This is a genomic window from Fibrobacter sp. UWB5, assembly GCF_002210295.1.
Classification (GTDB): domain Bacteria; phylum Fibrobacterota; class Fibrobacteria; order Fibrobacterales; family Fibrobacteraceae; genus Fibrobacter.
The window spans coordinates 65,877-88,023 of record NZ_MWQH01000007.1 but is presented as its reverse complement, the minus strand read 5'-3'; the positions used below and the strand labels follow the sequence as shown (position 1 = coordinate 88,023).

Sequence of the window (22,147 nt, the reverse complement as noted above, 5' to 3'; positions counted from 1 at the left end):
CTACCTGGATACGGTATACGTCGGCGCCTGCAAAGCGGTTTTATAGGCGTATTCCCCGTCTTCGTTTTTGACGCAGCGGACCGTAAATGCAGACGACATGCTGTAATTGCCGTATTCCTTAAAAGGGACCGTCGTTCCGCCCGTAAACCGCGCATTACTAATCAATAATGCTTCACCCTCATACTCTCGCCCCCAAGAAACCCACATTCCCGTCAAGTGCCCTTTATCAGACTCCTTCAACTTTTTGCCGATGACACTTATATCTGCAGGGAAAAACATCGTGTTCATACAATCCGTCCCTTCATAATGGTCATATTGCGATCCAGAACGGAACCAATTTTCCTTCCCAATATAGCACTGCTGCTCAAAATTAGACACCCATGCGCTCATCGCTTTAAAGTAACTGGAAAGTTCAACCAAATCAGTGTGAGACGCTACGCGCCAGCCATCCGGGCATACCCCCTGAACATAGGTATTCAGGATTGCCCCCTCTTTCACAGCAGCCGGAATGCCGCCCATCGCCGTGCTCCAGGTATAAGTCACATTAGTACTCGGATTCTGATTATACCGCAGTTCCTCTTGCATCCACAAGTGATTCCCGATGCCCACCGTACGGTATTCCTTTCCATCGCGCGGATCCACCATCGTTCCCGTTTCCTGGTCAAGCAGGCTCCAAGCATTGCCTTGGCAAATAAACGAGGAATACTTTTTCTGAACTACTCTGTTTTGGTTCTTTTCGTTACACTCGAAATAAATATGTTTCAAGTAATTAATAACTTGTTCAGGCTTGCCTTCCCTACAAATGTAAAGGGTTCTGCCCGTATTCAACGAATCATCTTCATGCTTAAAAACATGGTTGCTCCAAAGCGTATCGCCATCGGCCTCACATTTTTTCCCGAAGGTATCATATTCCGCATGAGTAAGATACTGCCATCCATTGGTATCGCAATGATAATACCTAGTTTCGGACTTAGTCACAATCTTAAAGGAATCCAGCATATCTTCATCGCATTTTTCAGCAATCGAAGCGCAATAATAATCCCTCTGGCAATTAAAACGTGACGAGCTAGAAGCTATTGACGAAGACGACGGCGCTTCCTCGCTGGAACTGGACAGGTCTTCTGAACTAGAGGACACTCCCTTCGATGAAGACGACTCCTTGGCCGCAACAGAAGAAGAGCTGGATTTAGATTCCTTTGCACTGCTGGAGCTTTTCGCCTTTTTGCTAGAACTCGAAGACTTGTCTTTCGAAGACTCGCTGCTTATATCGTCATCATCCGAATCATTTTTTGATACGCTCGAGGAAGATTCTTCCGCGACAGACTGATCGTCGTTTCCCGATGTCGAGTCACTTGCCGAGCACGCAGCCAACAGCGCCATCAAGGCAAAAAGCCACAAGATTTTTTTCATACTCCCCTCTCTTATTGCTTCTACTCACAATTTATAAAATAGAGCTTTCCCGTCTATCGCGATTTCTCGTAGTACGGGGCTTCAGACGTAGATTTGTAGCTTCGATCGCCGGGTTCTTCCATAACACACCGAACAACCAGCCTATCCGACTTGCTGCGAGAGGCGTATGTGCTAAACGACACCGATGCTCCATCGCTATAAATTGCATTTTCAATAATCAAGGCATACGCATAACTGGAACTGGCCTCAGCATACCACATCCCCGTCACATGGCCTTCATCTTTACTTTTGAGTTTGCTGATGTCTCTAGGCAAAAATTCCATATTCAAGCAATCCGTGCCTTTAAAATAACGTATCGAATCAGCAGACCAACCCGTTTTTCCGACAAGGCATTCATCATACCCGCCATATGCAGAGAGTTCTTGTCTATCCCAGTAGGTAGGCAAATGCCATCCTTCCGGACACACGCCCCGAATCATGGCGCTTATTTCGCCATTATTACTGCCATTACCCGTCGCCGTATACCACGAATAAAGAGTATTCTCTTTATATTGCAAATCTTCTTGCATCCATAAATGGTCGCCGATACCGACAGTTCTGTATTCACGTCCGTCACGGCTATCGGTCATTGTACCGGTATGTTGACTTTTACGACTCCAGTAGCCGCCCTTACAAACATAAGTGACGTATTTTTTCTTCAGCTCCTCATTTTCTCTGGCGGCATTGCATTCCTTGGAAAAATACCTCTTGCTATTATCTTTGTAGAGTTCCCCATTTCTGCAAACATACAAATCCCTATACGGATTTAACGAATCCGTATGGAGATAGTTGTCCACATGGCCCCAAAGCGTGTCTCCATCAGCCTTGCACTTCCTTCCGGAAACGTCATATTCTACATAAGTGGCTTCAACCCAACCCGTCGAATCACACACATAATAAAATTTTTTATTTCCATCCGGATAAAACGTCGTATTACCAATCTTAGAGGCGTCGCATTCTTCAGTCAAAATACTGCAGGGCCATTTTTGGCTGCACACAAACACGGACGAACTGGACTGAGGTACCGAACTGGAACTCAGCAATCCTGCAGAAGAGCTGGACTGAACATTTTGAGAAGAGCTCGTAGCGGTTGTTTTTCCGGAAGAGCTGGAATTTGTTTTTGAGGAACTGGAACTCTTCAATTTTTCTGAAGAACTCGATTTAGAGGACTTTTCCGAGGAACTGGACTGAGCCTTCTTTGCAGAAGAGCTTGACTTAACGAGCGAACTCGACGATTCCTCTACGCTGCTGGAGCTTTCGAGCTTTTCGCCAGAGCTATCGTCATTGCCCGAGACAGAATCTTCAGAGCACGCCACAAACAAGGCGGTCAACGCGCTTAATAAAAATATTCTGTTCATCACCCCCCCCCTTCTTAATTGAGAAATTTAGTCCCCGACCCGCTTGAAACTCTTGGGGATATTCAAGCGCCAGGTTCCTGAACTGAACGATTTGTTGCGAGCAATCTTCTTGATTTTTATTTCAAGGAATTTCACGCCGTCTAATTCAAATATAATATTTGACGGCGTTTCTACACCCTCGAATTCCTTGAAATCATTAAAATGGATCGTTTCGGTCTTGCCGCCGCGACCCATGCGCGAAATCCAGGCGACATGTTCGCCCTCTTTTGCAAAACGGAAGGCCCTACCCATCTTTTCGCGGGCATAGATTACGCCTTCCACTCGTGTCGAATCTTCGGGCGGGGCGACTTCTTCGTAGCCTTCGGGCAACAGGCGCCCGTCAAAAATGTCGGCCACCTGGTGAATATGCACCATCGGGAGTGCATCGTTGTTCAAGAGTCCGACCATGTAGCCCACACCCTTCATGTAAAGCTTTTCCGTCGGGAAAGTCATCTGCCAGCCTTCTTCTTGCCACAGGAGCGAGGCCACCCCGATTCCCAGCGGGCCCGTGAGTTCCATACGGTAACGCTTACCCGGCACCGAGAATATCACGGCATCCAGTTCCTGCGTCGTGGCATTTCCTGTCGCCGTATCTTGCTGAACAATCGTGAGCAAGAACTTGGCGCGCAAGCTATCACGCGGAGCCTCGACAGTCGCATTGCTATCGGCCATAGCGGCAGGCTCCACCACGGGCTTTTTACCCGCGCATCCGACAAGAACGCACATCGCAAACAAGCCTAACAGTTTCAAAAAAGACAAGCGCATTTATTGCCACACGGATTCGATTTTGCTCACGCAAAATCCTTTCTACTTTTTCCCGCTATAGTATTTCTTCACGGCAGGGTGACGCGGCTGCAACTTTTTCAATTTCTTGTAAGCGGCCTTGGTTTCGGTCTTCATGCCAAGCGCTTCGTAAATGGCCGCCATGTGTTCCCAGTAAACATAGTCGTCATCAAAATGCGGGCTCTTGATGAGTTTCATCACCGTGAGCGCATCTTCGAATTTTCCCTTGCGGTAAAATCCCCAGGCTCTCGAATCAAGGTATGCTTCAGAAGGTTCGCCACCCTGTTCCATCAACAGGGCCTTGTCCACCATGGCAATTCCCTTGTCCAGTTCTTCGGGGCTGCGGTTCAAGTCAATCAGCGTGTAGCCGTAGTAATTCAAGACTTCGGCGCGGTCAATCGAAGTTTTTTCAAAGCGAAGCACGTACTCGAATATGGCAAACGCCTCGTCGTAGCGTTCCATACGTTCCAGGTTCATGGCGCGCAGCACGCGGGTCTGCAAGTCCGAAGAATCCCTCGAGGCAAGATCCTTGTAGAATTCATCGGCGCGCTCACGCAAAGCCATCGATTTTTTGATCCTTGCAGAATCTCCGATATCCTTCTGCCAGATTTCCTGGGCTTCGGCGCTCAAAAGGCGGGCGTACACGTTACGGAACTGGCGCCTGTTGCGTTCGACGTCCATCTTCATGCGCATCATCGAGGCAGAGTCAGCGATTCCTTCCATCGGGGTCCACTTGTCCCACACGGCAATCACCGAGTCAAGCATCTTGTAAGCCTTGCTGTACATTCCGGCGGTACCGTAAGTCAACGCAAGCGAGGCCTTGTCGCCACCCATGGCGGCAGAATCCGCCTTTTCGGCATAGCGCACGGCGTCTTTAGGCTTCTTCTCCTTAAAGGCAATGGCCGAAAGCGTGTGGTAGGCACCCGTCACATAAATGCGCTGTTCCGCAATATTCTCTGCTGCATACTTCAAATGCACCTTGGCGCTATCATAGTCTCCGTACACGTTTTCGTACTGGCCCAAGAAATTCGCAAGGAGCGGAGTACGCACCATGTCCACCGAATACTTTTTCTTGAGCAGGGCATAAGCGGAATCGCGCTTGTTGCTTTCGGCAAGCGAGCTCATCAAGAGCACGACCATCGACTCGTCATCTTCGGTCGATTCCGTCAGCGTATCTACAATCGCCTGCGCTTCTTTCATGCGCTTCTGGAACACAAGCCCTTGCACCATCTGCAAAAGCATTTTCTTGTCGCCGGTCGCCTCGTGGCCCTTTTCAAAGAGTTCCACGACGGCGGAGTCCTTGCCCAAGTCAAGCAAAAGCTTTAGCTGGCGCTGGAACAGCGAGGGCATGTAATTCACCTGCGGCAAGAGCAAGTCATAAACGCGAACCAATTCCTTGGCGTCTTGAACCGCTTCCAGGAACAAGCTGTAATCATACAGGAGCGTCATGTCCTGGTAGCGCGAAGAATCTAGAGCCTCATTAAAGTACTTGCGGGCCGAATCGGCGCGGCCGTCTTTCACGTACAGGTGGGCAAGAATTCCCAACTGCGAAGCCGTTGCGCGGCCTTTCAAAGTCTGCGCATGCTGGGCCTGTACCAAGGCGGCGGAATCGGCGCCGCGGGCCATCATGATTTCAGCAAGCTTGAATGCCAAAAAGCGGTTCTTGGTGTCCGATTCTGCAGCATGCTGCCAGAACACATTCGCCAAGGCCTTTTCGCCGCGGAGTTCCATTTCCTGGGCGCGAATAAACGATTCATGGGCCGCGTCTACGTTCGGCGCGTAAGCCTGCTCTTCGGCGAACTTGATGGAATCGAGTTTTGCATTGACTGCAGCCGCGATAGCTGCAGAATCAGCAGCGGTCAGGGCACTCCCTTTTTTCGACGAAGCGCACGCTCCGAGCGAAAGCGACATCGTAAAGAGAGTCGCTATCAGAGAAAGTGAAAGTAGCAATGCCCTCATGAGCTTTTTAATCCGCAATCACGAAGTTAATCTTGGTATCGGGCGGCAAGTAATCGCCATGCTTCGGCGAAGTCTCGATCACCGTACCAGGAGCACGACCTTCTTCGTCTTTCTTGCGCTTGACTTTTCCGACCTTGAAGCCGAGAGTCTCAACCTTAATGTAAACGTTGTCGATCTGTTCGCCACTAAAGTCAGGCAGCACAGTCTTGCCCTGGGTAGCGCCAGCCGAAATCACGACTTTCACCGTGTCGCCAATGCGGACCTTTTCGCCGGCCACAGGAATCGTGCGAATCACGACACCGCGAGGAATGCTCTGGTGAGCGCCTTTCACGATTGCGCCCTGCACAAGACCTGCACGGCTCAAAGAAATTGCAGCCTGCTTCTGGCTCTTACCACGCAGATCAGGAATTTCCACTTCACGCAGGCCCAAGCTCTTGGTAAGCTTGACGGTACGGCCAAGCTTCGCAGTACGTCCGGCGGCAGGCATCTGCACGAGGACCATGCCGGCAGGAATCTGTGCACTGTAACGGCCTTCTTCGAGCCATTCGTACTTGAAACCGGCATCGTCCAAGGCCTTCTGGGCGGCTTCTTCGCTCATGCCTTCCAAATTCGGAACCTCGCCCGTAGAGGCAAAATGGCCCGAGAAAATCGGCATTACGAGTTTATCCACAAAGAAAGCCAACAGGATCAGTAGCACAATCCAGATGCCGACAGCCTTTACGATCGGCGCTGTCTTGGCCCACGCGAGCAATTTATTCGCAATATTCTTTACTTTATCCATAGTAGGTAAAACTACCCTTTAGTCGCTTTTTCCTGCAAAGCGGTTTCATCGAAAATGACAATGTCCTTTCCGGTCATGGCGATAGCGTTTGCCTTCACAAGCATCGAGCAAATGCGGCTCACCGTTTCGCGAGTGGTACCCGACATGTCCGCCAACTGCTGCTGGGTCGGACGGTTGTGAATCACCGTCACCATCTGGCCGTTGTCGGTATGAATGCGCATACCGCGTTCTTCCATCAAGTTCAGGAGAGTACCCGCCACGCGACCACTTACAGACATGGTGGACAAGGAACCGATCTGCTTGTTCGCCTTACGCAGTCTCTTGCTCATTTCAGACAACAGAGACATCGCAATTTCAGGCGTCTGGCGGATCAAGGTCAAGAACGGCTCGCGGTGAATAATCATCAACTGCGCGTCGGTCACGGTGCGCACCGAGGCAGACCTCGGTTCGCCGTCGATCAGGGACATTTCGCCAAAGAAGTCACCGCGTTCCAAGAAACTGAGGATCGTTTCGCGGCCATCGATGCCGGTCATATAGACCTGCACCGTACCCGAAGCAATCAGGTACAGCGCCTTCATCGAGCAGTCGCCCTCGAGCACCACCGTCTCGTCGCGGTTGAAGTCCTGGACAACAACCAAGTTGGCAAGCAAGCCAAGCTGTTCTTCCGTCAATTCAGAGAAAAGGTCAACCCCTTTCAAGAGTCCACATACATTGCTGTCCATTTCTTCTTTCTCCTTCGGTTAGATTCTTAGTCCAAATCTACGATGATGCTCTGGTCACGCTTGGCACCGATCGAAATCATGCCAATCTTCACGCCAACGAGTTCCGCCATGCGGTTCAGGTACTTGCGGGCATTTTCCGGCAATTCTTCGAGCTTGCGGCACTTGGTGGTATCGCACTTCCAACCCGGCATTTCTTCGTAAACCGGCACGCAACGGCCGACCTTGGAAAGCTGGTTCGGGAAGTTTTCAATCTTTTCGCCATCACATTCGTAGTGAGTGCAAATCTTGATGGTATCAAAGGTGTCGAGCACGTCGAGCTTGGTAATGGCCAAGTGAGTGAGACCATTCACCACGGCAGCCTTGCGGACCACCGGGGCGTCGAACCAACCGCAGCGGCGGTTACGACCGGTCGTTGCACCGTATTCGTTACCAATCTTACGGAGCGTGTCGCCCGTTTCATCCAAAAGTTCAGTCGGGAACGGACCATTACCCACGCGGGTCGTGTAAGCCTTCACAACGCCCACCACCTGGTCGATGGCCGTGGGGCCAATGCCTGCGCCGCAGCTAGCATAGCCTGCGACCGTGTTGCTGGAGGTCACGAACGGGTAAGTACCCTGGTCCACGTCGAGAATGGTACCCTGGGCACCTTCGAACACCAGGCGCTTGCCGGCCTTAACGGCTTCATAGAGCATGGCGCTCACGTCACGCACGAACGGCTTGATCTTCTGGCCGAGTTCCAGGTAGTCCTTGATGACCTGTTCCGGATCGATTTCGGGAACATCGTACATCACCTTAAATTCTTCGTTGTGGACCTTGGCCATCGCTTCAACGCGGGGGCGCAGTTCACGTTCGTCCATAAGGTCGCCCACGCGGACACCGATACGGTTCACCTTGTCGCTATAGCAGGGGCCAATGCCGCGGCCCGTGGTACCGATAGCGCCCTTGCCAGCCTTCTTTTCCTTAGCCTTGTCAAGGGTGGAGTGGTACGGGAGCACCACGTGTGCATTGTCGGCAATGAACAGACGGCCTTCCGGGTTGATTCCCTTGGTGTGCAAGTCGGCGATTTCGGCCAAAGTCTGCACCGGGTCAAGCACCACGCCGTTACCGATCACGCAAATCTTATCATCATGCATAATGCCCGAGGGAATCAAGTGGAACACGAACTTCTTGTCGCCCACTTCCACGGTATGGCCTGCATTGGCGCCGCCCTGGAAACGCACGATATAGTCTGCGTCCAGAGTCAGAAAATCAACAACCTTGGCCTTGCCTTCATCACCCCACTGGGAACCGATTACAACACGATTTGCCATATATCCTTCGTTTTTTTAAGCTAGTTAAACACGAAAATAAGCTACCCAGGGAATTTCCCTGAGCCCTTTTTCGCCATAAAGATAAAAAAGTGAACCGCTAGTGACAGCCGTCACAACCCGACCATTGGCGAAAACAGCCCAAAAACGGCCATAGCATGTTACAAAAAACTTACAACTTTTATACGGAATACGTATTGAAAACTTTACACATATAAACTAAATTTGCATCCGCTCACTTATTGGAGAAAATATGAATAAACTAGTCACTAAAGTTGCTGTATTGTCAGCAATCCCCCTATTTATGGCAATCACACTCTCTGGTTGCGAAGACACCCTCAACGATGTCCAAGACGAACTGAGTTCCGGCGGAAACAACGGTAACAACGGCAAAGACGGAAAGGACGGTAAAGATGGTAAAGACGGCAAGGATGGTAAGGATGGAACCAGCTGCACCGTCGTCGACACAACTGGATTCAGCAACAGGACCGGTTACAAACTGATTTGCGCCGACACGCTCAAAGGAGTCGTGTGGGATGGCCTAGACGGAGAGGACGGTGCCGACGGTAAAGACGGTAAGGATGGAGAAGACGGTTCCTCTTGTACCGTCATCGAAAATCCGGACATCAACGGCTACGACATCCTTTGCGGCAGCAAAAAGGTCGGTGAACTCCGCAATGGTGAAAAAGGAGAAAAGGGAGAACAAGGTGAGGCTGGACAAAAAGGAGAAACCGGTGAAAAAGGCGCCAAGGGGGACAAGGGCGACAAAGGTGACACCGGTGACAAGGGTGCCGATGGTAAGGATGGCTCCAACGGCAAGGACGGTGTCAACGGTAAAGACGGCACCAACGGAACGAATGGTAAAGACGGTAAGGACGGTTCTTCCTGTACAGTTGAAGAGAATCCTGAAATCAACGGCTACGACGTCATTTGCGACAGCGTGAAGATCGGTGAACTTCGCAATGGCGAAAAGGGCGCCGACGGTAAAGACGGCAAGGACGGAAAAGACGGTAAGGATGGTAAGGACGGCAAGGATGGTTCTTCTTGCGTCGTTACCGTTAACAAGGAAATCAATGGATTCGACGTTTTCTGCGGCGACGAAAAGGTCGGCGTACTGATGAACGGCGAAAAAGGCGCTGACGGTAAGGACGGTGTCGACGGTAAAGATGGTAAAGACGGTATCGACGGCAAGGATGGCAAGGACGGCACTAACGGCAAGGATGGTAAAGACGGTAAGGACGGAGCCTCTTGCACCGTAGCCGAAAACGACAACGGTTACGATATCCTCTGCGGCGGCAAAAAGGTCGGCGAACTTCGCAACGGCGAAAAGGGCGCTGACGGCAAGGATGGTGCCGACGGTAAAGACGGCGAAGACGGAAAGGACGGCAACAATGGTAAGGATGGCGCATCCTGCACTGTTGCCGTTAACGAGGAAATCAACGGCTACGACATCATTTGCGGCGGCGTAAAGGCCGGCGAACTCCGCAACGGCGAAAAGGGCGCTGACGGTAAGGACGGTGTCGACGGTAAAGATGGTAACGACGGCATCGACGGCAAGGACGGTAAAGATGGAACCTCTTGCTCCGTCGTAAAGAATGAAAAGATCAACGGATACGAAGTCTACTGCGGCACCGAAAAGATTGGCGAACTTTACAACGGTAAAGACGGCAAGGACGGCGCCGACGGTAAAGATGGTAACGACGGTCATGATGGCAACAACGGCATTGATGGTAAGGATGGTACATCTTGCCGCGTCGAAGCCAACGACGACATCAATGGTTACGACGTCTACTGCGGTAAAGAAAAGGTCGGCGAAATTCGCAATGGTGAAAAGGGTGCTGACGGCAAGGACGGAAAAGATGGTAAGGATGGCAACAACGGTAAGGACGGAACGTCTTGCCGCGTTGAAGCCAACGAAAACATCAACGGTTTCGATGTCTACTGCGGCGAGCTCAAAGTCGGCGAACTCCGCAACGGCGAAAAGGGCGCTGACGGTAAGGACGGTGCCAATGGTAAAGACGGCGAAGACGGCAAGGATGGAAACGACGGTAAGGACGGAACTTCCTGCCGCATCGAAGAAAACCTGACCAACAACAGCTACAACATCTTCTGCGGCAACATCAAGGTCGGTGAACTCAAGAACGGTGAAAACGGCAAGGATGGTGCCGACGGTAAAGACGGTACCGATGGTCATGATGGTAATGACGGTAAGGACGGAACCTCTTGCTATGTCGTAAAGAATGACGCCATCAACGGTTACGACATCTATTGCGGCACCGAAAAGATTGGCGAACTCCGCAACGGCGAAAATGGAGCCGATGGTAAAGATGGTGTCGACGGCAAGGATGGAAAAGACGGCGCAGGCTTTGAGCCGCTCAGCGCCGAATGCAAGGCGCTTCGCTCCACCACCGACCAATTCTCCTCAATCTACGATGTCCTGGGTTGCCTCCGCCCCTCCGAAAAGGTAGCGTTCATTCTCCGCCACGCCGAACGCCCCAGCGACAAGTACGGTCCAAACGACCCGCTGAACGAAGCCGGCATACAGCAATGCACAACTGTAGGCAACAAACTTAAAGAAATGGATCTCGACGATTTTTCCTATATGCACACCTACTATTATCGCGCCAAGCAATCCGCATGGATTATCGCCCAAAATAAGGGTCAGGACGTCGGCACCGAAACTGAATGGTATAGCGAAACCGATAACGAATACCAAACCACAAACAACGACCTGTTAGAAAAGGTGTACGTCAAGAACGAAAGCAAGCGTAACTCCTGCAAATCCGGCTGGGGCGGATTCTCTAAAGCGGCTTACAGGGATTACAGCAACAGCACCGAAAAAAGCAACTGCGAAGCCGCCTTCTTCGATGTCGACAGCATCGTAGACGTAATCGTCCATAAGTACTTCACCTATGACAAGATGAAGCCGGGCGTCACCTTGGCCATTTCGCACGACCAATTCCTGGTTCCGTTCGTCATCTCCATCAGCAAGCGCCAAATCCATGGCGCAGACGGACGCGACTTGCGTTATCACAAGTATTCCTCCGATGACAAGCATTGGATCAACTACCTGACCGGTGTTGCCATCATCACAGATATGGCCGACAACATCAGAATCATCCCGGTCACGGCTATGGACCGCGGCTTCTTGAAGTAAGCAGCCTCGAACCTATAACAAAAAAGAACGCTCCGACAAGGAGCGTTTTTCTTTTTTAATGATTTCGCACGATTTTCACGCAAGCTTGATGCCTGCGACACACGCCTTACGGAACTTCTACGCTATCCAAAATCTTCTGCACCACAGTTTCGGCAGAAACTTCTTCCGCTTCGGCCTCGTAACTCAGGATAATGCGGTGGCGGAGCACTTCCATAGCGACGGCCTTCACGTCTTCCGGCGTCACGTAGGCACGGCCCTGGATGAATGCGTGGGCCTTCGAGGCCTGGGCAAGACCGATAGAAGCACGCGGAGAGGCGCCCACTTCCACAAAGCCCACCAGGTCGCTACGCTTGATGCTGCCCGGATCGCGGGTTGCAAGCACCAGGTTCACGATGTATTCGCGGACGCGTTCGTCCACGTACACCTGCTTCACCAGCTGGCGGGCGGCCAAAATGTCTTCCTTCGTGGCGACAGCCTGCGGCTGACGGAGGCCCGCACCGGCAACGGCGTCCAAAATCTTCATTTCGTCGGCCTTGTTCGGGTAGCTGACCTTCACCTTCAACAGGAAACGGTCCACCTGGGCTTCAGGCAGCGGATACGTACCTTCCTGCTCGATGGGGTTCTGCGTGGCAAGCACCAGGAACGGCTCGTCCAGCTTGAACGTCTCGTCGCCAATGGTGATATGGCGTTCCTGCATCGCTTCGAGGAGGGCGCTCTGCACCTTCGACGGAGCACGGTTAATTTCATCGGCGAGCACCAGGTTCGTAAAGAGCGGGCCCTTGCGCGTCTCGAACTTCGCTTCCTTCGCGTTGTAAATCGTGGTACCCAGCAAGTCGGCCGGCAACAGGTCAGGAGTAAACTGGATGCGCTTGAAATCCAACGAAACGGCATCGGCAAAAGCCTTCACCGCAGTCGTCTTGGCAAGGCCCGGCAAACCTTCCAGCAGCACGTGACCATCGGCCAGAATACCCGTCAGAATGCTTTCGACCAGAGCCTTCTGGCCAATCACCGTCCCTTCCACTTCACGCAGCAAGTTCATGCAAAAAGCACTCTGCTGTCTAACCTTTTCCGAAAGTTCCTGAATATCCATTTAGTTAACCTCTTCTGTTTTCGCGAATTAAGATACAAAATTCCACGAAAAAAGGCAAATTACTTCTTTTGGGGCGGAGAATTCCCCGCTATATTCACCAGCAAATAGTATCTGTAATTGGGTTCATCCAATTCTTTTCCGACACGAAACTCCACCGACACCGTATTGTTGTACACCGCATAAAGCCCGCCACCCATTTCGGTATACATATTCACATATGTCTTTTTAGAGCTGCCTTCGGTCGTTTCTTCTACGGGGTACATATTGTTTGAAATGTACTCGCTGACACCGATTTTAATCTTCTCGTTTATCGGGAGCTGTTCCGCAAGCATTGCACCTGCCGGATAATGGTCGTGATCTTTTTCATCTGTCACCGGGATGCCGTACCAACCAAACAGTCCCAAATAATCCGTCCGTGCACCTGCCACGACACGCGGGGCCAGATTTTCGAAATTCAAGCCAAACACGAAATACGAATACTTGGAATACGCAAACCAATCAATATTCCAATTATTTTCATCTGCTTCAAAAGTTCTTTCCCCCTGGGAGTCCACCATATCCGAATCATATAGGTCACCAGTCCGCACCGTCGTTCCGATGCCAAAATTTTCACCGTCCCGCGCATTCATCATTTGGGCCGCCGAAGGCGCATAATGCCTCGAGCACCCGGCCAAGAACATCACCGCCACCAAAAAGGCAACTCTAACCCAAAATCTCTTCATTTCAATTCCTCCACCTTTTTCCCCGAAATATAGATATATAAATTACTTTTTCTTCTTCGCAGAGGCTGGCAACTCAGGGAGCATCGCGTCCAGGAGTTTCGCCAGGAACTTGCTATCGGCAATCTGCTCGCTGGTCACACGGAGCATGGGCTTTGCACCATCGTAGGGCAACTGTTTCTTTGCACCCGGTAACATCGCCAAGGCCGCAGCCACAGGCTTTACCAATAGGCGGTCATCGTAAATACCGCCGAAAACTTTCCCGTCGGCATACAGAATATACTCGCCCATCATCTTACGCGTCGTTACACGCAATTCTCCCTTGAACTGCTGCAGAACATGGTCACGAAACTTTTCAGAACTCGGCATAACTATTTACTCCACTTTCGTCCAGTCAATTTTGTCGTCGATATGTATTGTATCGCTTGGATTATACACTCGCAGCGAAACCCCATCTGAACGGTTCACTGTGTTTTCTGCAGATGGGTCCGGCATCCTTGCATTTTGGTATGTCTGGACATCTCGCCCTTCTTTCACCATGCGACGGTCATCCGGCGTATTCCCGACTCCATCAATCACATGGCAACCGCGCGGATCGTTGCACGCACAACCGGTCAAAAGCAAAAAGGCTATAACACAAGCAAGTTTCATCGTTTCAAAAAAATAGATTTTTCCGCATACAAAAAAGACACAACCCCTGCAAAATCAGCAATTTCACCCGAACCAATTCATATTCCAAAAATTAATTTGTATATTCTCCCTATGCTCAACTACATATTCCTTATTCTCGCCATTATCGCGGAGGCGGCCGGCACCACGCTCCTCAAGATGTCGGAGCAGTTCACCAAACTCGTCCCTTCCATTGCCTCGCTGGCCTGCTACGTGGCATCACTCTACCTGCTGAGTCTTTGTCTGCGCACCATCCCCATCGGCATCGCATATGCCACCTGGTCGGCACTCGGCATCGCCCTCATTACAATAAGCGGCATCTTCTTTTTCAAGCAGATGCCGGATTTGGGCGCCATTATCGGACTCGTCCTGATTATTTCAGGCGTTGCCGTGCTGAATCTATTCTCGAAGATGGATATCCACTAGGTTCAAAGAACTTTTTCCATAAACACGCACTCAAACGTGTCATGATGGGCTTTACCGCTTTCGTTGAAGCGGTAGCCCATTTTTTCATAGAAATCTGCGACATTCACGCGACTCGAAATTTCGACTTTCTTGACGCCAACTTCGCGCATCCACTTTTCAGCCTCAGCAACAACGGCCTGGCCTAAATGTTTGCCACGATATTCCGGCAGCACCACGACGCGCCCAATTTCGGCAACGCCATCGCGAACTTCAAACCAGCGGCAAGTGGCCACCGGGTAAATATCGTCCAGCGCCAAAATGTAATGACAGCTCTCGCCATCATGCGCATCGATTTCAGCATCAAGAGGAATCTGGTACTTACGCATCATCGCAGCCATGCGCACATAGTAAGCACCAGCCCGTTCGCTTTCTTTTGTAACGCGAATAATTTTCATGAATACAACCGATTAGTCTTCTTCAGAAATTCCCATAAGGGTCATGGCACCTTTCCAGGTTTCCTTGTTTTCAAAACCATCGCGCTTGCCTCCACCGTAGCGGGCGTGCGCGAATTCTTCTACAAGCGATTCCCAGCCTTCGAGCTTTCCATCTTTCACAAGGTTGTCGAGGTTGACCGCGGAGGCGGCCATTCCGAATTTTCCCGCCACGTATTCCTTGCAAATGCTTTCGAGCTCCAGGAGCCATTCGCGGCTATCTGCCGTATTCACGCGCTGCTTGAGAACCATCATGCGTTCACGCAAGGCATCTTCTGCAGCGTTTTTAGCCGCGGCAGCCTCTCGCACGGCAGCACGGCGTTTCACGCGCCACAGGCCCGCCAAAAGCACGCAAACGGCCACAATAAGCCCAACGGCAAGCGGAAGCGGGTTAAACGGTTCATTCACGCGCACATCCACGCTTTCGCTCCGCAAATCGAGCGGTTGCCCCATTTGCGTCGGAATCTCGAACCGCATCGCCGGAATATGCAAGTTGCCCGTATCGGCAGCCAAAATCTTGTAGGTAAACGTAATCGAGGCCACTTCCTTGCCGTCTTTCACAGAGCGCGCCGATTCCTGCGACATGCCCACCTGAGTCAGGCCCTTCGCATTCGCCGTGCCCGTCGGCACCACCAAAAGCGCACTCCCTTGCACGCCCCAAGAAACCGTCACCGGGAATTCAAACGTGTCGCCCACGGTCACCGCGGGCATTCCACCTTGCGGCCCCGCGGAAATCGAAATCCCGAGCTGTTCCGGCGTCGGCATTTCGATCTCCGGCGCCGCGACAACACTATCGCTAGCGCCAGCAGACTGCACCGAATCCGCCACCACATTTTCCACATTCAAAGAATCGTTTTCCATACGCGTACAATATATAAAAAGCCGAGAGTTGCGGGCAAGTTCACTTGCACATGACCGAGGCGTCAAATATGACTCTGCGAAAGCAGAGTCCATATATAAAAAGCCAAGAGTCGCGAGCAAGTTTTGCGCGGTATAAAAGAAACCCTAGACGTTTCAGTCTAGGGTTTCTTATACCGGCGAGGGGCGCTTATTTACGCTAATGCAATTTCGTATTCGCCCCGAGCTTTTATATTAGAACGGTCTTACAAAAGCACCGTTCAGCAAGGCGCTATACATTCCAAGCAGAATATCGGTAAAGTAGCTGCTACCGCTATTGGACGGAACCTTTGCATTGACCAAGGCCGTGCAAGATTCAAGCCAAGTCGGGTTGGTACCAAGACCCGTTGCGCACCATGCCGAAAGCCAGTGTGACGGAACAGTCGCAGTGGTAATATCCTTCTTAGCCGGATCCCAAGAGTAGTTCGTTGCAAGAGCTGTGCTAGACGGATCGCCAGCGGACTTGGCCACAATGAACGCATTCAAGGTATTCAAGATAGCGAGCGCTCTCGGATCCTGGAACCAGTAGTAGTCCCATGCGATACGCCACGGGATACGCACGGATTCCTTATTGAAGGTCCAGTAAGTATTGTCAGCAGAACCGTTATTCGGAATAGCCGCAACACCAGCGTCATTACTCCAATCGGGGAACACGCCGGTACCAGCCGTCTGAATCTTAGCCATGTAAGCATACATAGCATCAAGCACACCAGCCCAGTTGTGGTTCAGGTCCACCATGGCAAACAAGCGGAGGGCCACCGGAGAGAAATAGCTCGGGTTGTAAACAACTTCCTTGCCGTTACCACCGTTCCAGACATCCGTATCGCCAGAGTAAAGCAACAGGGTTGTCTTATTGACTTCGTGGTCCCAAATGGCGCCAATGATATTCAAGGCGTCAGCAAGGTATGCCTGGTTCTGGGTCTTGTAGTACATCAACACCAACGAAGTCGCGATATCCAAGTCGGCATCCGTAGCACTGGAATTGTCAATTTCATTATAGTGGAAACTGAACGTAATCCACGGAGTCAAATAAACCGGAACTGTCGATGTAGAATTGTACGCACGATAAGCCCTGGAGTAATTCCACAAGCGAATGAACGCGTCCTCATCACCATTGAAATAGGTCAACAGCATGCCGTAACCCGTGCCTTCAGACACCGTGCAACCACGGGCCTTCATGCCAGGAACAGTAGAGTTCTTGTCTTGGCATTGCTTGGCGTAATAGCCCGTAGTCTGGGAAGACCAAATGACACGACCCGCAGGCAGAAATTCCGGGAAGAAAATGTCTGCATAATCTTGGGCAATGTCAGCATAATAAACAGATTCTTCTTCAAACGTGACAAAGTGGAAAGGCTTCCAAGCCTGGTAAACCGTTGCCGGATAAGCCGTATTGGCGGTAGAGGCAAGAGCCACCGTCGGAGTCCACGGAGCCGTCGGATCAACAACCACCGGCGTCGGCGTCGGATCGGTCGGAGTCACAGTCGGATTCGTGCTGGAATCCGTCGGGTTCACAGACGGATTCGTGGAGGGGTCTGTCGGAATCAAAGAAGGGTCGGTCGAAGGATCTACAACCGGATTAGCAGGAGCTGCCGACGAATCATCGCCACAAGCCATTAAACCAAATGCCGCACTTAAAACCAGAGGGGCAAACATCGGAGCTAAAAGTTTTTTAATCTGCATAATAGCCTCATTTACAGTTTTGAGTTAAATATATATTTTATTCCCCCTATACGGAAAAATAACCCTCAAAAATTATAATAGGTATGGTCTAAATCACAATTTCGTATACAATTAGAAAAGGCCGCGCTATGCGCGACCTTTTCTTAAGATTTTACCGAAGTAAGATTACTTCAGCATGATCTGCTGAGAGAGACCCATAGCGCGAACCATGTAGACACCAGCCTGGAGCTTGGAGAGGTCCATGGTCTTCACGGAGGAAGCAGCCATCACGACCTGGCCCTGGAGGTTCACGATTTCAGCCTTGGCAACAGACTTGCCGAAGGAAAGGGTACGGCCAGAGAGCTGAGCCTTGAGAGAGCCAGCGATAGCCTTGTCACCGACCCCACAACATACCCCGCAACCACCGCTAGCTCCGATGGTCATAACGTTGAAGTAACCAGTGGTACCATCCTTAGCCTGGATCTTGAACTTTAGGGCAACGAGCTTAGCAGCAGCTTCGTCACCGGTAATCTTGCCGTCGCCCCAGCCAGCCTGCTTGAAGTTGGCCCAAGTGAAATCCTTCACGGTACCAGCAGTAGACTTGGTGAGAGTCACAAACGGGTTGTCGTAGCCGAGAGCCTTGTCTTCAGCGTCGCCGAGACCCATTTCGAGGCTTGCGCCCACGTCAACAGAGTAAGCGATGCAGACACCGCCCATAGCGGTAGCGTCAGCAGCAACCATAACGTCAGAATCAGCGTCTTCGCTACCGGCAATGTTAAAGCCAACTCCAACGAACGGGTCATAAGTCAAGGTACCCTTGCTCAACTTGAAGGTACCGCAAACACCGCCGCAATGGTCGATGATCGGGTCGAGTGCGTCAGCAGACCATTCAGTGCCCTTCGGAACCGGCCAAGTAATAGTAGAAGCACCACCATCGGCGTCGTCACCATAGTTGAACCAGTAACCGGACTTTTCGCCACCAGCGTCGAGTTCAGTGTTAATCTGGTAGACCATGGCGTCACCAACCCAAGTTTCGAAGCCAAACGACATCGAAGCTGCAGCCAGAAAGGCAGATGCAGTAAGGATTTTCTTGTTCATAATTCCCCTTTGTCTGTATTTGTTCCAAACAGACACTTTGTTATCTAATATATCTCTTTATTTTCACTGAGCTAAAGTTTTTTTTGTTTATTTGCATTTTACCCTGTATAAAATTAGAAAAGGCCGCGCGAAGCGCGACCTTTTCTTAAGATTTTACCGAAGTAAGATTACTTCAGCATGATCTGCTGAGAGAGACCCATAGCGCGAACCATGTAGACACCAGCCTGGAGCTTGGAGAGGTCCATGGTCTTCACGGAGGAAGCAGCCATCACGACCTGGCCCTGGAGGTTCACGATTTCAGCCTTGGCAACAGACTTGCCGAAGGAGAGGGTACGGCCAGAGAGCTGAGCCTTGAGAGAGCCAGCGATAGCCTTGGCACCGATAGCAGCCTGAGTAACAGCGCATCCACCACCGTTAGCACCGATGGACATGATGTTGAAGCTACCAGTAGTACCATCCTTAGCCTGGATCTTGAACTTCAGAGCAACGAGCTTAGTAGCAGCTTCGTCACCGGTAATCTTGCCGTCGCCCCAGCCAGCCTGCTTGAAGCCGGACCATGCGAATTCCTTCACGGTACCAGCAGTAGACTTGGCGAGAGTCACAAACGGGTTGTCGTAGCCGAGAGCCTTGTCTTCAGCGTCGCCGAGACCCATTTCGAGGCTTGCGCCCACGTCAACGGAGTAAGCGATGCAAACACCGCCCATAGCGGTAGCGTCAGCAGCGACCATCACTTCAGAATCAGCGTCTTCGCTACCAGCAACGTTAAAGCCGATACCAACGAACGGGTCATAAGTCAAAGTACCCTTGCTCAACTTGAAGGTACCGCAAACACCGCCGCAGTAGTCGATGATCGGGTCGAGTGCGTCAGCAGACCATTCGGTACCCTTATCAACCGGCCAAGTAACAGTGGAAGCACCACCATCGGCGTCGTCACCATAGTTGAACCAGTAACCGGACTTTTCGCCACCAGCGTCGAGTTCAGTGTTGATCTGGTAGACCATGCCGTCACCCATCCAGGTTTCGAAGCCGAAAGACATCGAAGCTGCAGCCAGGAAGGCAGAAGCAGTAAGAATTTTCTTGTTCATAATTCTCTCTCTTTTTTTGATGTGATAGCTCAAAATGAGCGGTTTGCCCCTTAATATATCTTTTTTTTCGGCCCCTTGTCAAAGATTTTTTCTCATTTTACGGCTTTTGTCAAACGGGTTTGCAATAAACGCCAAATTTTAACGAAAAACGCAAACAGGTCTACAAAAATTTACAAGAAACCCCTAAATTCGCTCAAATTCCGAATGTTAGCTACATCACACTTGATACATGCTCAACTTTTTTATTTCTTTCATAAAAGTGATAAAAAAGGAAAATAATTTAATTTTATCGCTATGCCTAAAAAATCTCTATATAATGTGCTAGCTGCAGCATCTATCGCCACGCTCTTTGCAACGCAGGCTTTCGCAGCACCGCAATACCCCTTCCCCCAACAAATGACATATAAGTACGGCAATACCGCAACGTATGTCGACCCGAGCGTCATCCAGACTCATTTCAATGACTGGAAAAGCGCCTGGTACGAAGACATGGGCAACGGAACCGCACGAATCATCAGCCCCAACGACAGTACCGAAATGTCGGTGTCCGAAGGCATTGCCTATGGCATGATGATCATGGTCTACATGTCGAGCACCCAGGCTGACCACCAAAGCGAATTTGACAAGCTGTGGGCCTACTGGAAAAAGTACGCCGGCGGCTCTGCCGCAGGCATGAACTGGCACGTGAACAATAAGAGCGGAAATGCCGACAACGGCTCTGCTTCTGACGCAGACATCGACGCCGCCTTCGCCTTGATCATGGCCTCCAAGCAGTGGAACAACGCCACCTACCTGAACGACGCCAAGACTCTTATCAGCTGGATGAAATCCAAGGACATGGAAAGCGACGGCCGCGTCAAGGCCGGTAGCAACTGGAACCCGGCCTTGAACCCCAGCTACGTGATTCCCGCCGCATTCAAGCTCTTTGCCGACGTCACCGGAGATTCCTTCTGGGAAACCGCCGTCAGCACAAACCTCAAGCATCTTTCGCAGTGCCAGAACGCCACTTCGGGCCTCATGCCCGACTGGTGCGATTGGACCAACCACAAGGCCGCCGACAATACGGGAGCCGCCGTTTCGGGTGGCAAGGGCGGATTCTTCGATGACGCCGCACGTACTCCCTGGCGCATGGCCATGGCCTACAACTGGTACGGAATCAAGGAAGCAAAGCAGGTGAACGACAAGATTGTCCCGTGGCTCGAAAAGTCGACCTACGGCGACGCCAATATGATTTGGCCGGGCTACTCTCTTGACGGCACAAGCTGCCCCTACGCCTTCTTCACCACCTCTACCTATGTCGGCGGACTCGGACTTGCCATGGGTTCTGCAGACGATCCCAAGAATTACCTGGAATCGGTCTACACGGTTCTTGCAAACTCCGAAGGCGCCAAGAAGGCCGGTGCCTACAAGGGCGAAAAGTACTACCCCGCCACGCTCAACATTCTGTACATGCTCTCCATGAGTGGCAACATGCCCAACCTTTACGACATGACAGGACTTACCAAGTACACCCAGACCAAGACCCGCATGCCGGCCGCCCCGAACGCCACCTTGATGCCGGTCAATTCCGGCGCTGCCGTATGGGGCTACGAAAACTGGGGCACCTACGCCGACAAGTACGGCGTCACGGTCATGGTTCCTGATTCCGGCAGCTCGGGCGTTTACCAGATGGCCGACGGCCGATACATCGTGAGCGCCGAAATGCGAATCGCCTCCGAACCCACCTACGAAGCAGGCGTCGACTTGATTTACCCGTTTGCAGGGGTAGCCCTTTCTTTCGACAAGCAAGACGGTTACTACGACCTTTCCGACCTCGCCGCCATCAGGCTCACCTACACGAGCCAGGGCGTTATCCGCTTGGCCATTCTAGACCAGCAGACCATCCTTGACAACAACGAAGGGGGCGAGCCCGGATTCTTCTTGCATCCGGCAGCCGAAGGCACGACCGTGAATATCGGGGTCACCGAAAACGATTTCGGATCCAGTTACGAAGACTACCTGCAAGACAAGTTTGTAACGCCTTCTTGGGTGAGCGGCGGCGGAAATGACCGCGACATGGTCATGAAGGCTGTCCGCGGACTCAAATTCGAGCCCAAAATGAGCAAGGGCGGCTTCGGCGCCATCACCATTTACGCCCTCGAACTCCTGGATGCCCAGGGTCAGGTGATCACCCGCCTTACGAACGGGAATTTCGACGCCATTAGCCCCAAACGTGCCGTAAACGCCCAAAATGCCCAAATTCAGGGCAAAAACATCGTTTTCAGCAACATGCCGAGCAACGCCAAGCTCGAAATCTTCGACATGAACGGCAACAAAATCGCCTCGACGGGCCTCCAGAAGTCCGGTTCCCTGGCCATTGACCAGCTAGTTCACGCCAAGGGCAACTACATCGCCCAAATCAAGGGCGAAGGCGTCCAAAAAAGTCTCCGTATTCGCAGGTAAACATTATTTTAAGGGTTACTAGCCCCAATTTCTCCAT

Annotated in this window: 19 protein-coding genes; 3 read left to right on the top strand and 16 right to left on the bottom strand. The window is 51.5% G+C overall.

The features are described 5' to 3' along the window. From B7989_RS10820 to B7989_RS10790, 7 genes are read right to left on the bottom strand one after another with little or no spacing between them, the layout of a single operon-like run. On the bottom strand, positions 1–1,410 hold the full coding sequence (locus tag B7989_RS10820) for an FISUMP domain-containing protein (protein WP_088628498.1): 1,410 nt from the start codon (positions 1,408–1,410) through the stop codon (positions 1–3). A 53-nt stretch (positions 1,411–1,463) separates the two neighbouring features. Beyond that, on the bottom strand, positions 1,464–2,807 hold the full coding sequence (locus B7989_RS10815; RefSeq protein ID WP_144265036.1) for an FISUMP domain-containing protein: 1,344 nt from the start codon (positions 2,805–2,807) through the stop codon (positions 1,464–1,466). A 27-nt stretch (positions 2,808–2,834) separates the two neighbouring features. Beyond that, positions 2,835–3,596 (bottom strand): hypothetical protein, encoded by a 762-nt coding sequence (locus tag B7989_RS10810; protein WP_233144373.1) that lies wholly within the window; start codon positions 3,594–3,596, stop codon positions 2,835–2,837. A gap of 57 nt (positions 3,597–3,653) precedes the next feature. Continuing rightward, positions 3,654–5,540 carry a hypothetical protein gene (locus tag B7989_RS10805; protein WP_088628495.1) on the bottom strand — a complete coding sequence of 629 codons (1,887 nt, stop codon included), beginning with the start codon at positions 5,538–5,540 and terminating at the stop codon, positions 3,654–3,656. A 55-nt stretch (positions 5,541–5,595) separates the two neighbouring features. Beyond that, positions 5,596–6,369, bottom strand: coding sequence for a PASTA domain-containing protein (locus B7989_RS10800; protein ID WP_088628494.1), 774 nt, complete (start codon positions 6,367–6,369; stop codon positions 5,596–5,598). An 11-nt stretch (positions 6,370–6,380) separates the two neighbouring features. Then, positions 6,381–7,091: a Crp/Fnr family transcriptional regulator gene (locus tag B7989_RS10795; protein ID WP_088628493.1), complete on the bottom strand. Its 711-nt coding sequence runs from the start codon at positions 7,089–7,091 to the stop codon at positions 6,381–6,383. A gap of 26 nt (positions 7,092–7,117) precedes the next feature. Continuing rightward, a complete protein-coding gene (locus B7989_RS10790; protein WP_088628492.1) occupies positions 7,118–8,401 on the bottom strand; it encodes an adenylosuccinate synthase in 1,284 nt (427 codons plus the stop codon). Positions 8,402–8,651: 250 nt separating this feature from the next. On the opposite strand from B7989_RS10790, the gene B7989_RS10785 reads away from it, so the two are divergent. Further along, positions 8,652–11,555 (top strand): histidine phosphatase family protein, encoded by a 2,904-nt coding sequence (locus tag B7989_RS10785; RefSeq protein WP_088628491.1) that lies wholly within the window; start codon positions 8,652–8,654, stop codon positions 11,553–11,555. Positions 11,556–11,661: 106 nt separating this feature from the next. Here the strand turns inward: B7989_RS10785 and B7989_RS10780 are convergent, their stop codons facing one another. The 4 genes from B7989_RS10780 to B7989_RS13900 are packed head-to-tail and all read right to left on the bottom strand — an operon-like array spanning position 11,662 to position 14,015. Beyond that, entirely contained in the window at positions 11,662–12,645 is a 984-nt protein-coding gene (locus B7989_RS10780; protein ID WP_072807678.1) for a MoxR family ATPase, read from the bottom strand. A 59-nt stretch (positions 12,646–12,704) separates the two neighbouring features. Then, entirely contained in the window at positions 12,705–13,367 is a 663-nt protein-coding gene (locus B7989_RS10775) for a hypothetical protein (protein ID WP_144265034.1), read from the bottom strand. A gap of 42 nt (positions 13,368–13,409) precedes the next feature. Beyond that, positions 13,410–13,733, bottom strand: a complete 324-nt coding sequence (locus B7989_RS10770) for a TfoX/Sxy family protein (protein ID WP_088628489.1) — start codon at positions 13,731–13,733, stop codon at positions 13,410–13,412. Positions 13,734–13,739: 6 nt separating this feature from the next. After that, positions 13,740–14,015, bottom strand: coding sequence for a hypothetical protein (locus tag B7989_RS13900; protein WP_144265033.1), 276 nt, complete (start codon positions 14,013–14,015; stop codon positions 13,740–13,742). Between the two features lie 111 nt (positions 14,016–14,126). Between B7989_RS13900 and B7989_RS10765 the strand changes: the two genes are divergently transcribed. After that, the gene (locus B7989_RS10765; protein WP_088628547.1) at positions 14,127–14,459 is read left to right on the top strand and encodes a multidrug efflux SMR transporter; all 333 of its coding nucleotides are present in this window, start codon (positions 14,127–14,129) and stop codon (positions 14,457–14,459) included. Positions 14,460–14,461: 2 nt separating this feature from the next. Here B7989_RS10765 and B7989_RS10760 read toward each other — a convergent pair whose 3' ends face one another. From B7989_RS10760 to B7989_RS10740, 5 genes are all read right to left on the bottom strand, one after another. Beyond that, on the bottom strand, positions 14,462–14,893 hold the full coding sequence (locus tag B7989_RS10760) for a GNAT family N-acetyltransferase (protein ID WP_088628488.1): 432 nt from the start codon (positions 14,891–14,893) through the stop codon (positions 14,462–14,464). Between the two features lie 12 nt (positions 14,894–14,905). Continuing rightward, positions 14,906–15,790 (bottom strand): BatD family protein, encoded by an 885-nt coding sequence (locus tag B7989_RS10755; protein WP_198959555.1) that lies wholly within the window; start codon positions 15,788–15,790, stop codon positions 14,906–14,908. A gap of 231 nt (positions 15,791–16,021) precedes the next feature. Beyond that, entirely contained in the window at positions 16,022–17,506 is a 1,485-nt protein-coding gene (locus B7989_RS14185) for a glycosyl hydrolase family 8 (protein WP_088628487.1), read from the bottom strand. Between the two features lie 165 nt (positions 17,507–17,671). After that, positions 17,672–18,583, bottom strand: a complete 912-nt coding sequence (locus B7989_RS10745) for a T9SS type A sorting domain-containing protein (protein WP_088628486.1) — start codon at positions 18,581–18,583, stop codon at positions 17,672–17,674. A 167-nt stretch (positions 18,584–18,750) separates the two neighbouring features. Next, the gene (locus tag B7989_RS10740; protein WP_088628485.1) at positions 18,751–19,668 is read right to left on the bottom strand and encodes a T9SS type A sorting domain-containing protein; all 918 of its coding nucleotides are present in this window, start codon (positions 19,666–19,668) and stop codon (positions 18,751–18,753) included. Between the two features lie 294 nt (positions 19,669–19,962). On the opposite strand from B7989_RS10740, the gene B7989_RS10735 reads away from it, so the two are divergent. Continuing rightward, a complete protein-coding gene (locus B7989_RS10735) occupies positions 19,963–22,110 on the top strand; it encodes a glycosyl hydrolase family 8 (protein ID WP_088628484.1) in 2,148 nt (715 codons plus the stop codon). The last annotated feature ends 37 nt before the right edge of the window (positions 22,111–22,147 follow it).

What these genes read in the sequence shown, in the direction of transcription:
- B7989_RS10820 (WP_088628498.1), bottom strand. Translation starts at nt 1,410, where the DNA reads ATGAAAAAAATCTTGTGGCTTTTTGCCTTGATGGCGCTGTTGGCTGCG.
- B7989_RS10815 (WP_144265036.1), bottom strand. Translation starts at nt 2,807, where the DNA reads ATGAACAGAATATTTTTATTAAGCGCGTTGACCGCCTTGTTTGTGGCG.
- B7989_RS10805 (WP_088628495.1), bottom strand. Translation starts at nt 5,540, where the DNA reads ATGTCGCTTTCGCTCGGAGCGTGCGCTTCGTCGAAAAAAGGGAGTGCC.
- B7989_RS10800 (WP_088628494.1), bottom strand. Translation starts at nt 6,369, where the DNA reads ATGGATAAAGTAAAGAATATTGCGAATAAATTGCTCGCGTGGGCCAAG.
- B7989_RS10795 (WP_088628493.1), bottom strand. Translation starts at nt 7,091, where the DNA reads ATGGACAGCAATGTATGTGGACTCTTGAAAGGGGTTGACCTTTTCTCT.
- B7989_RS10790 (WP_088628492.1), bottom strand. Translation starts at nt 8,401, where the DNA reads ATGGCAAATCGTGTTGTAATCGGTTCCCAGTGGGGTGATGAAGGCAAG.
- B7989_RS10785 (WP_088628491.1), top strand. Translation starts at nt 8,652, where the DNA reads ATGAATAAACTAGTCACTAAAGTTGCTGTATTGTCAGCAATCCCCCTA.
- B7989_RS10780 (WP_072807678.1), bottom strand. Translation starts at nt 12,645, where the DNA reads ATGGATATTCAGGAACTTTCGGAAAAGGTTAGACAGCAGAGTGCTTTT.
- B7989_RS10775 (WP_144265034.1), bottom strand. Translation starts at nt 13,367, where the DNA reads ATGAAGAGATTTTGGGTTAGAGTTGCCTTTTTGGTGGCGGTGATGTTC.
- B7989_RS10770 (WP_088628489.1), bottom strand. Translation starts at nt 13,733, where the DNA reads ATGCCGAGTTCTGAAAAGTTTCGTGACCATGTTCTGCAGCAGTTCAAG.
- B7989_RS13900 (WP_144265033.1), bottom strand. Translation starts at nt 14,015, where the DNA reads ATGAAACTTGCTTGTGTTATAGCCTTTTTGCTTTTGACCGGTTGTGCG.
- B7989_RS10765 (WP_088628547.1), top strand. Translation starts at nt 14,127, where the DNA reads ATGCTCAACTACATATTCCTTATTCTCGCCATTATCGCGGAGGCGGCC.
- B7989_RS10760 (WP_088628488.1), bottom strand. Translation starts at nt 14,893, where the DNA reads ATGAAAATTATTCGCGTTACAAAAGAAAGCGAACGGGCTGGTGCTTAC.
- B7989_RS10755 (WP_198959555.1), bottom strand. Translation starts at nt 15,790, where the DNA reads ATGGAAAACGATTCTTTGAATGTGGAAAATGTGGTGGCGGATTCGGTG.
- B7989_RS14185 (WP_088628487.1), bottom strand. Translation starts at nt 17,506, where the DNA reads ATGCAGATTAAAAAACTTTTAGCTCCGATGTTTGCCCCTCTGGTTTTA.
- B7989_RS10745 (WP_088628486.1), bottom strand. Translation starts at nt 18,583, where the DNA reads ATGAACAAGAAAATCCTTACTGCATCTGCCTTTCTGGCTGCAGCTTCG.
- B7989_RS10740 (WP_088628485.1), bottom strand. Translation starts at nt 19,668, where the DNA reads ATGAACAAGAAAATTCTTACTGCTTCTGCCTTCCTGGCTGCAGCTTCG.
- B7989_RS10735 (WP_088628484.1), top strand. Translation starts at nt 19,963, where the DNA reads ATGCCTAAAAAATCTCTATATAATGTGCTAGCTGCAGCATCTATCGCC.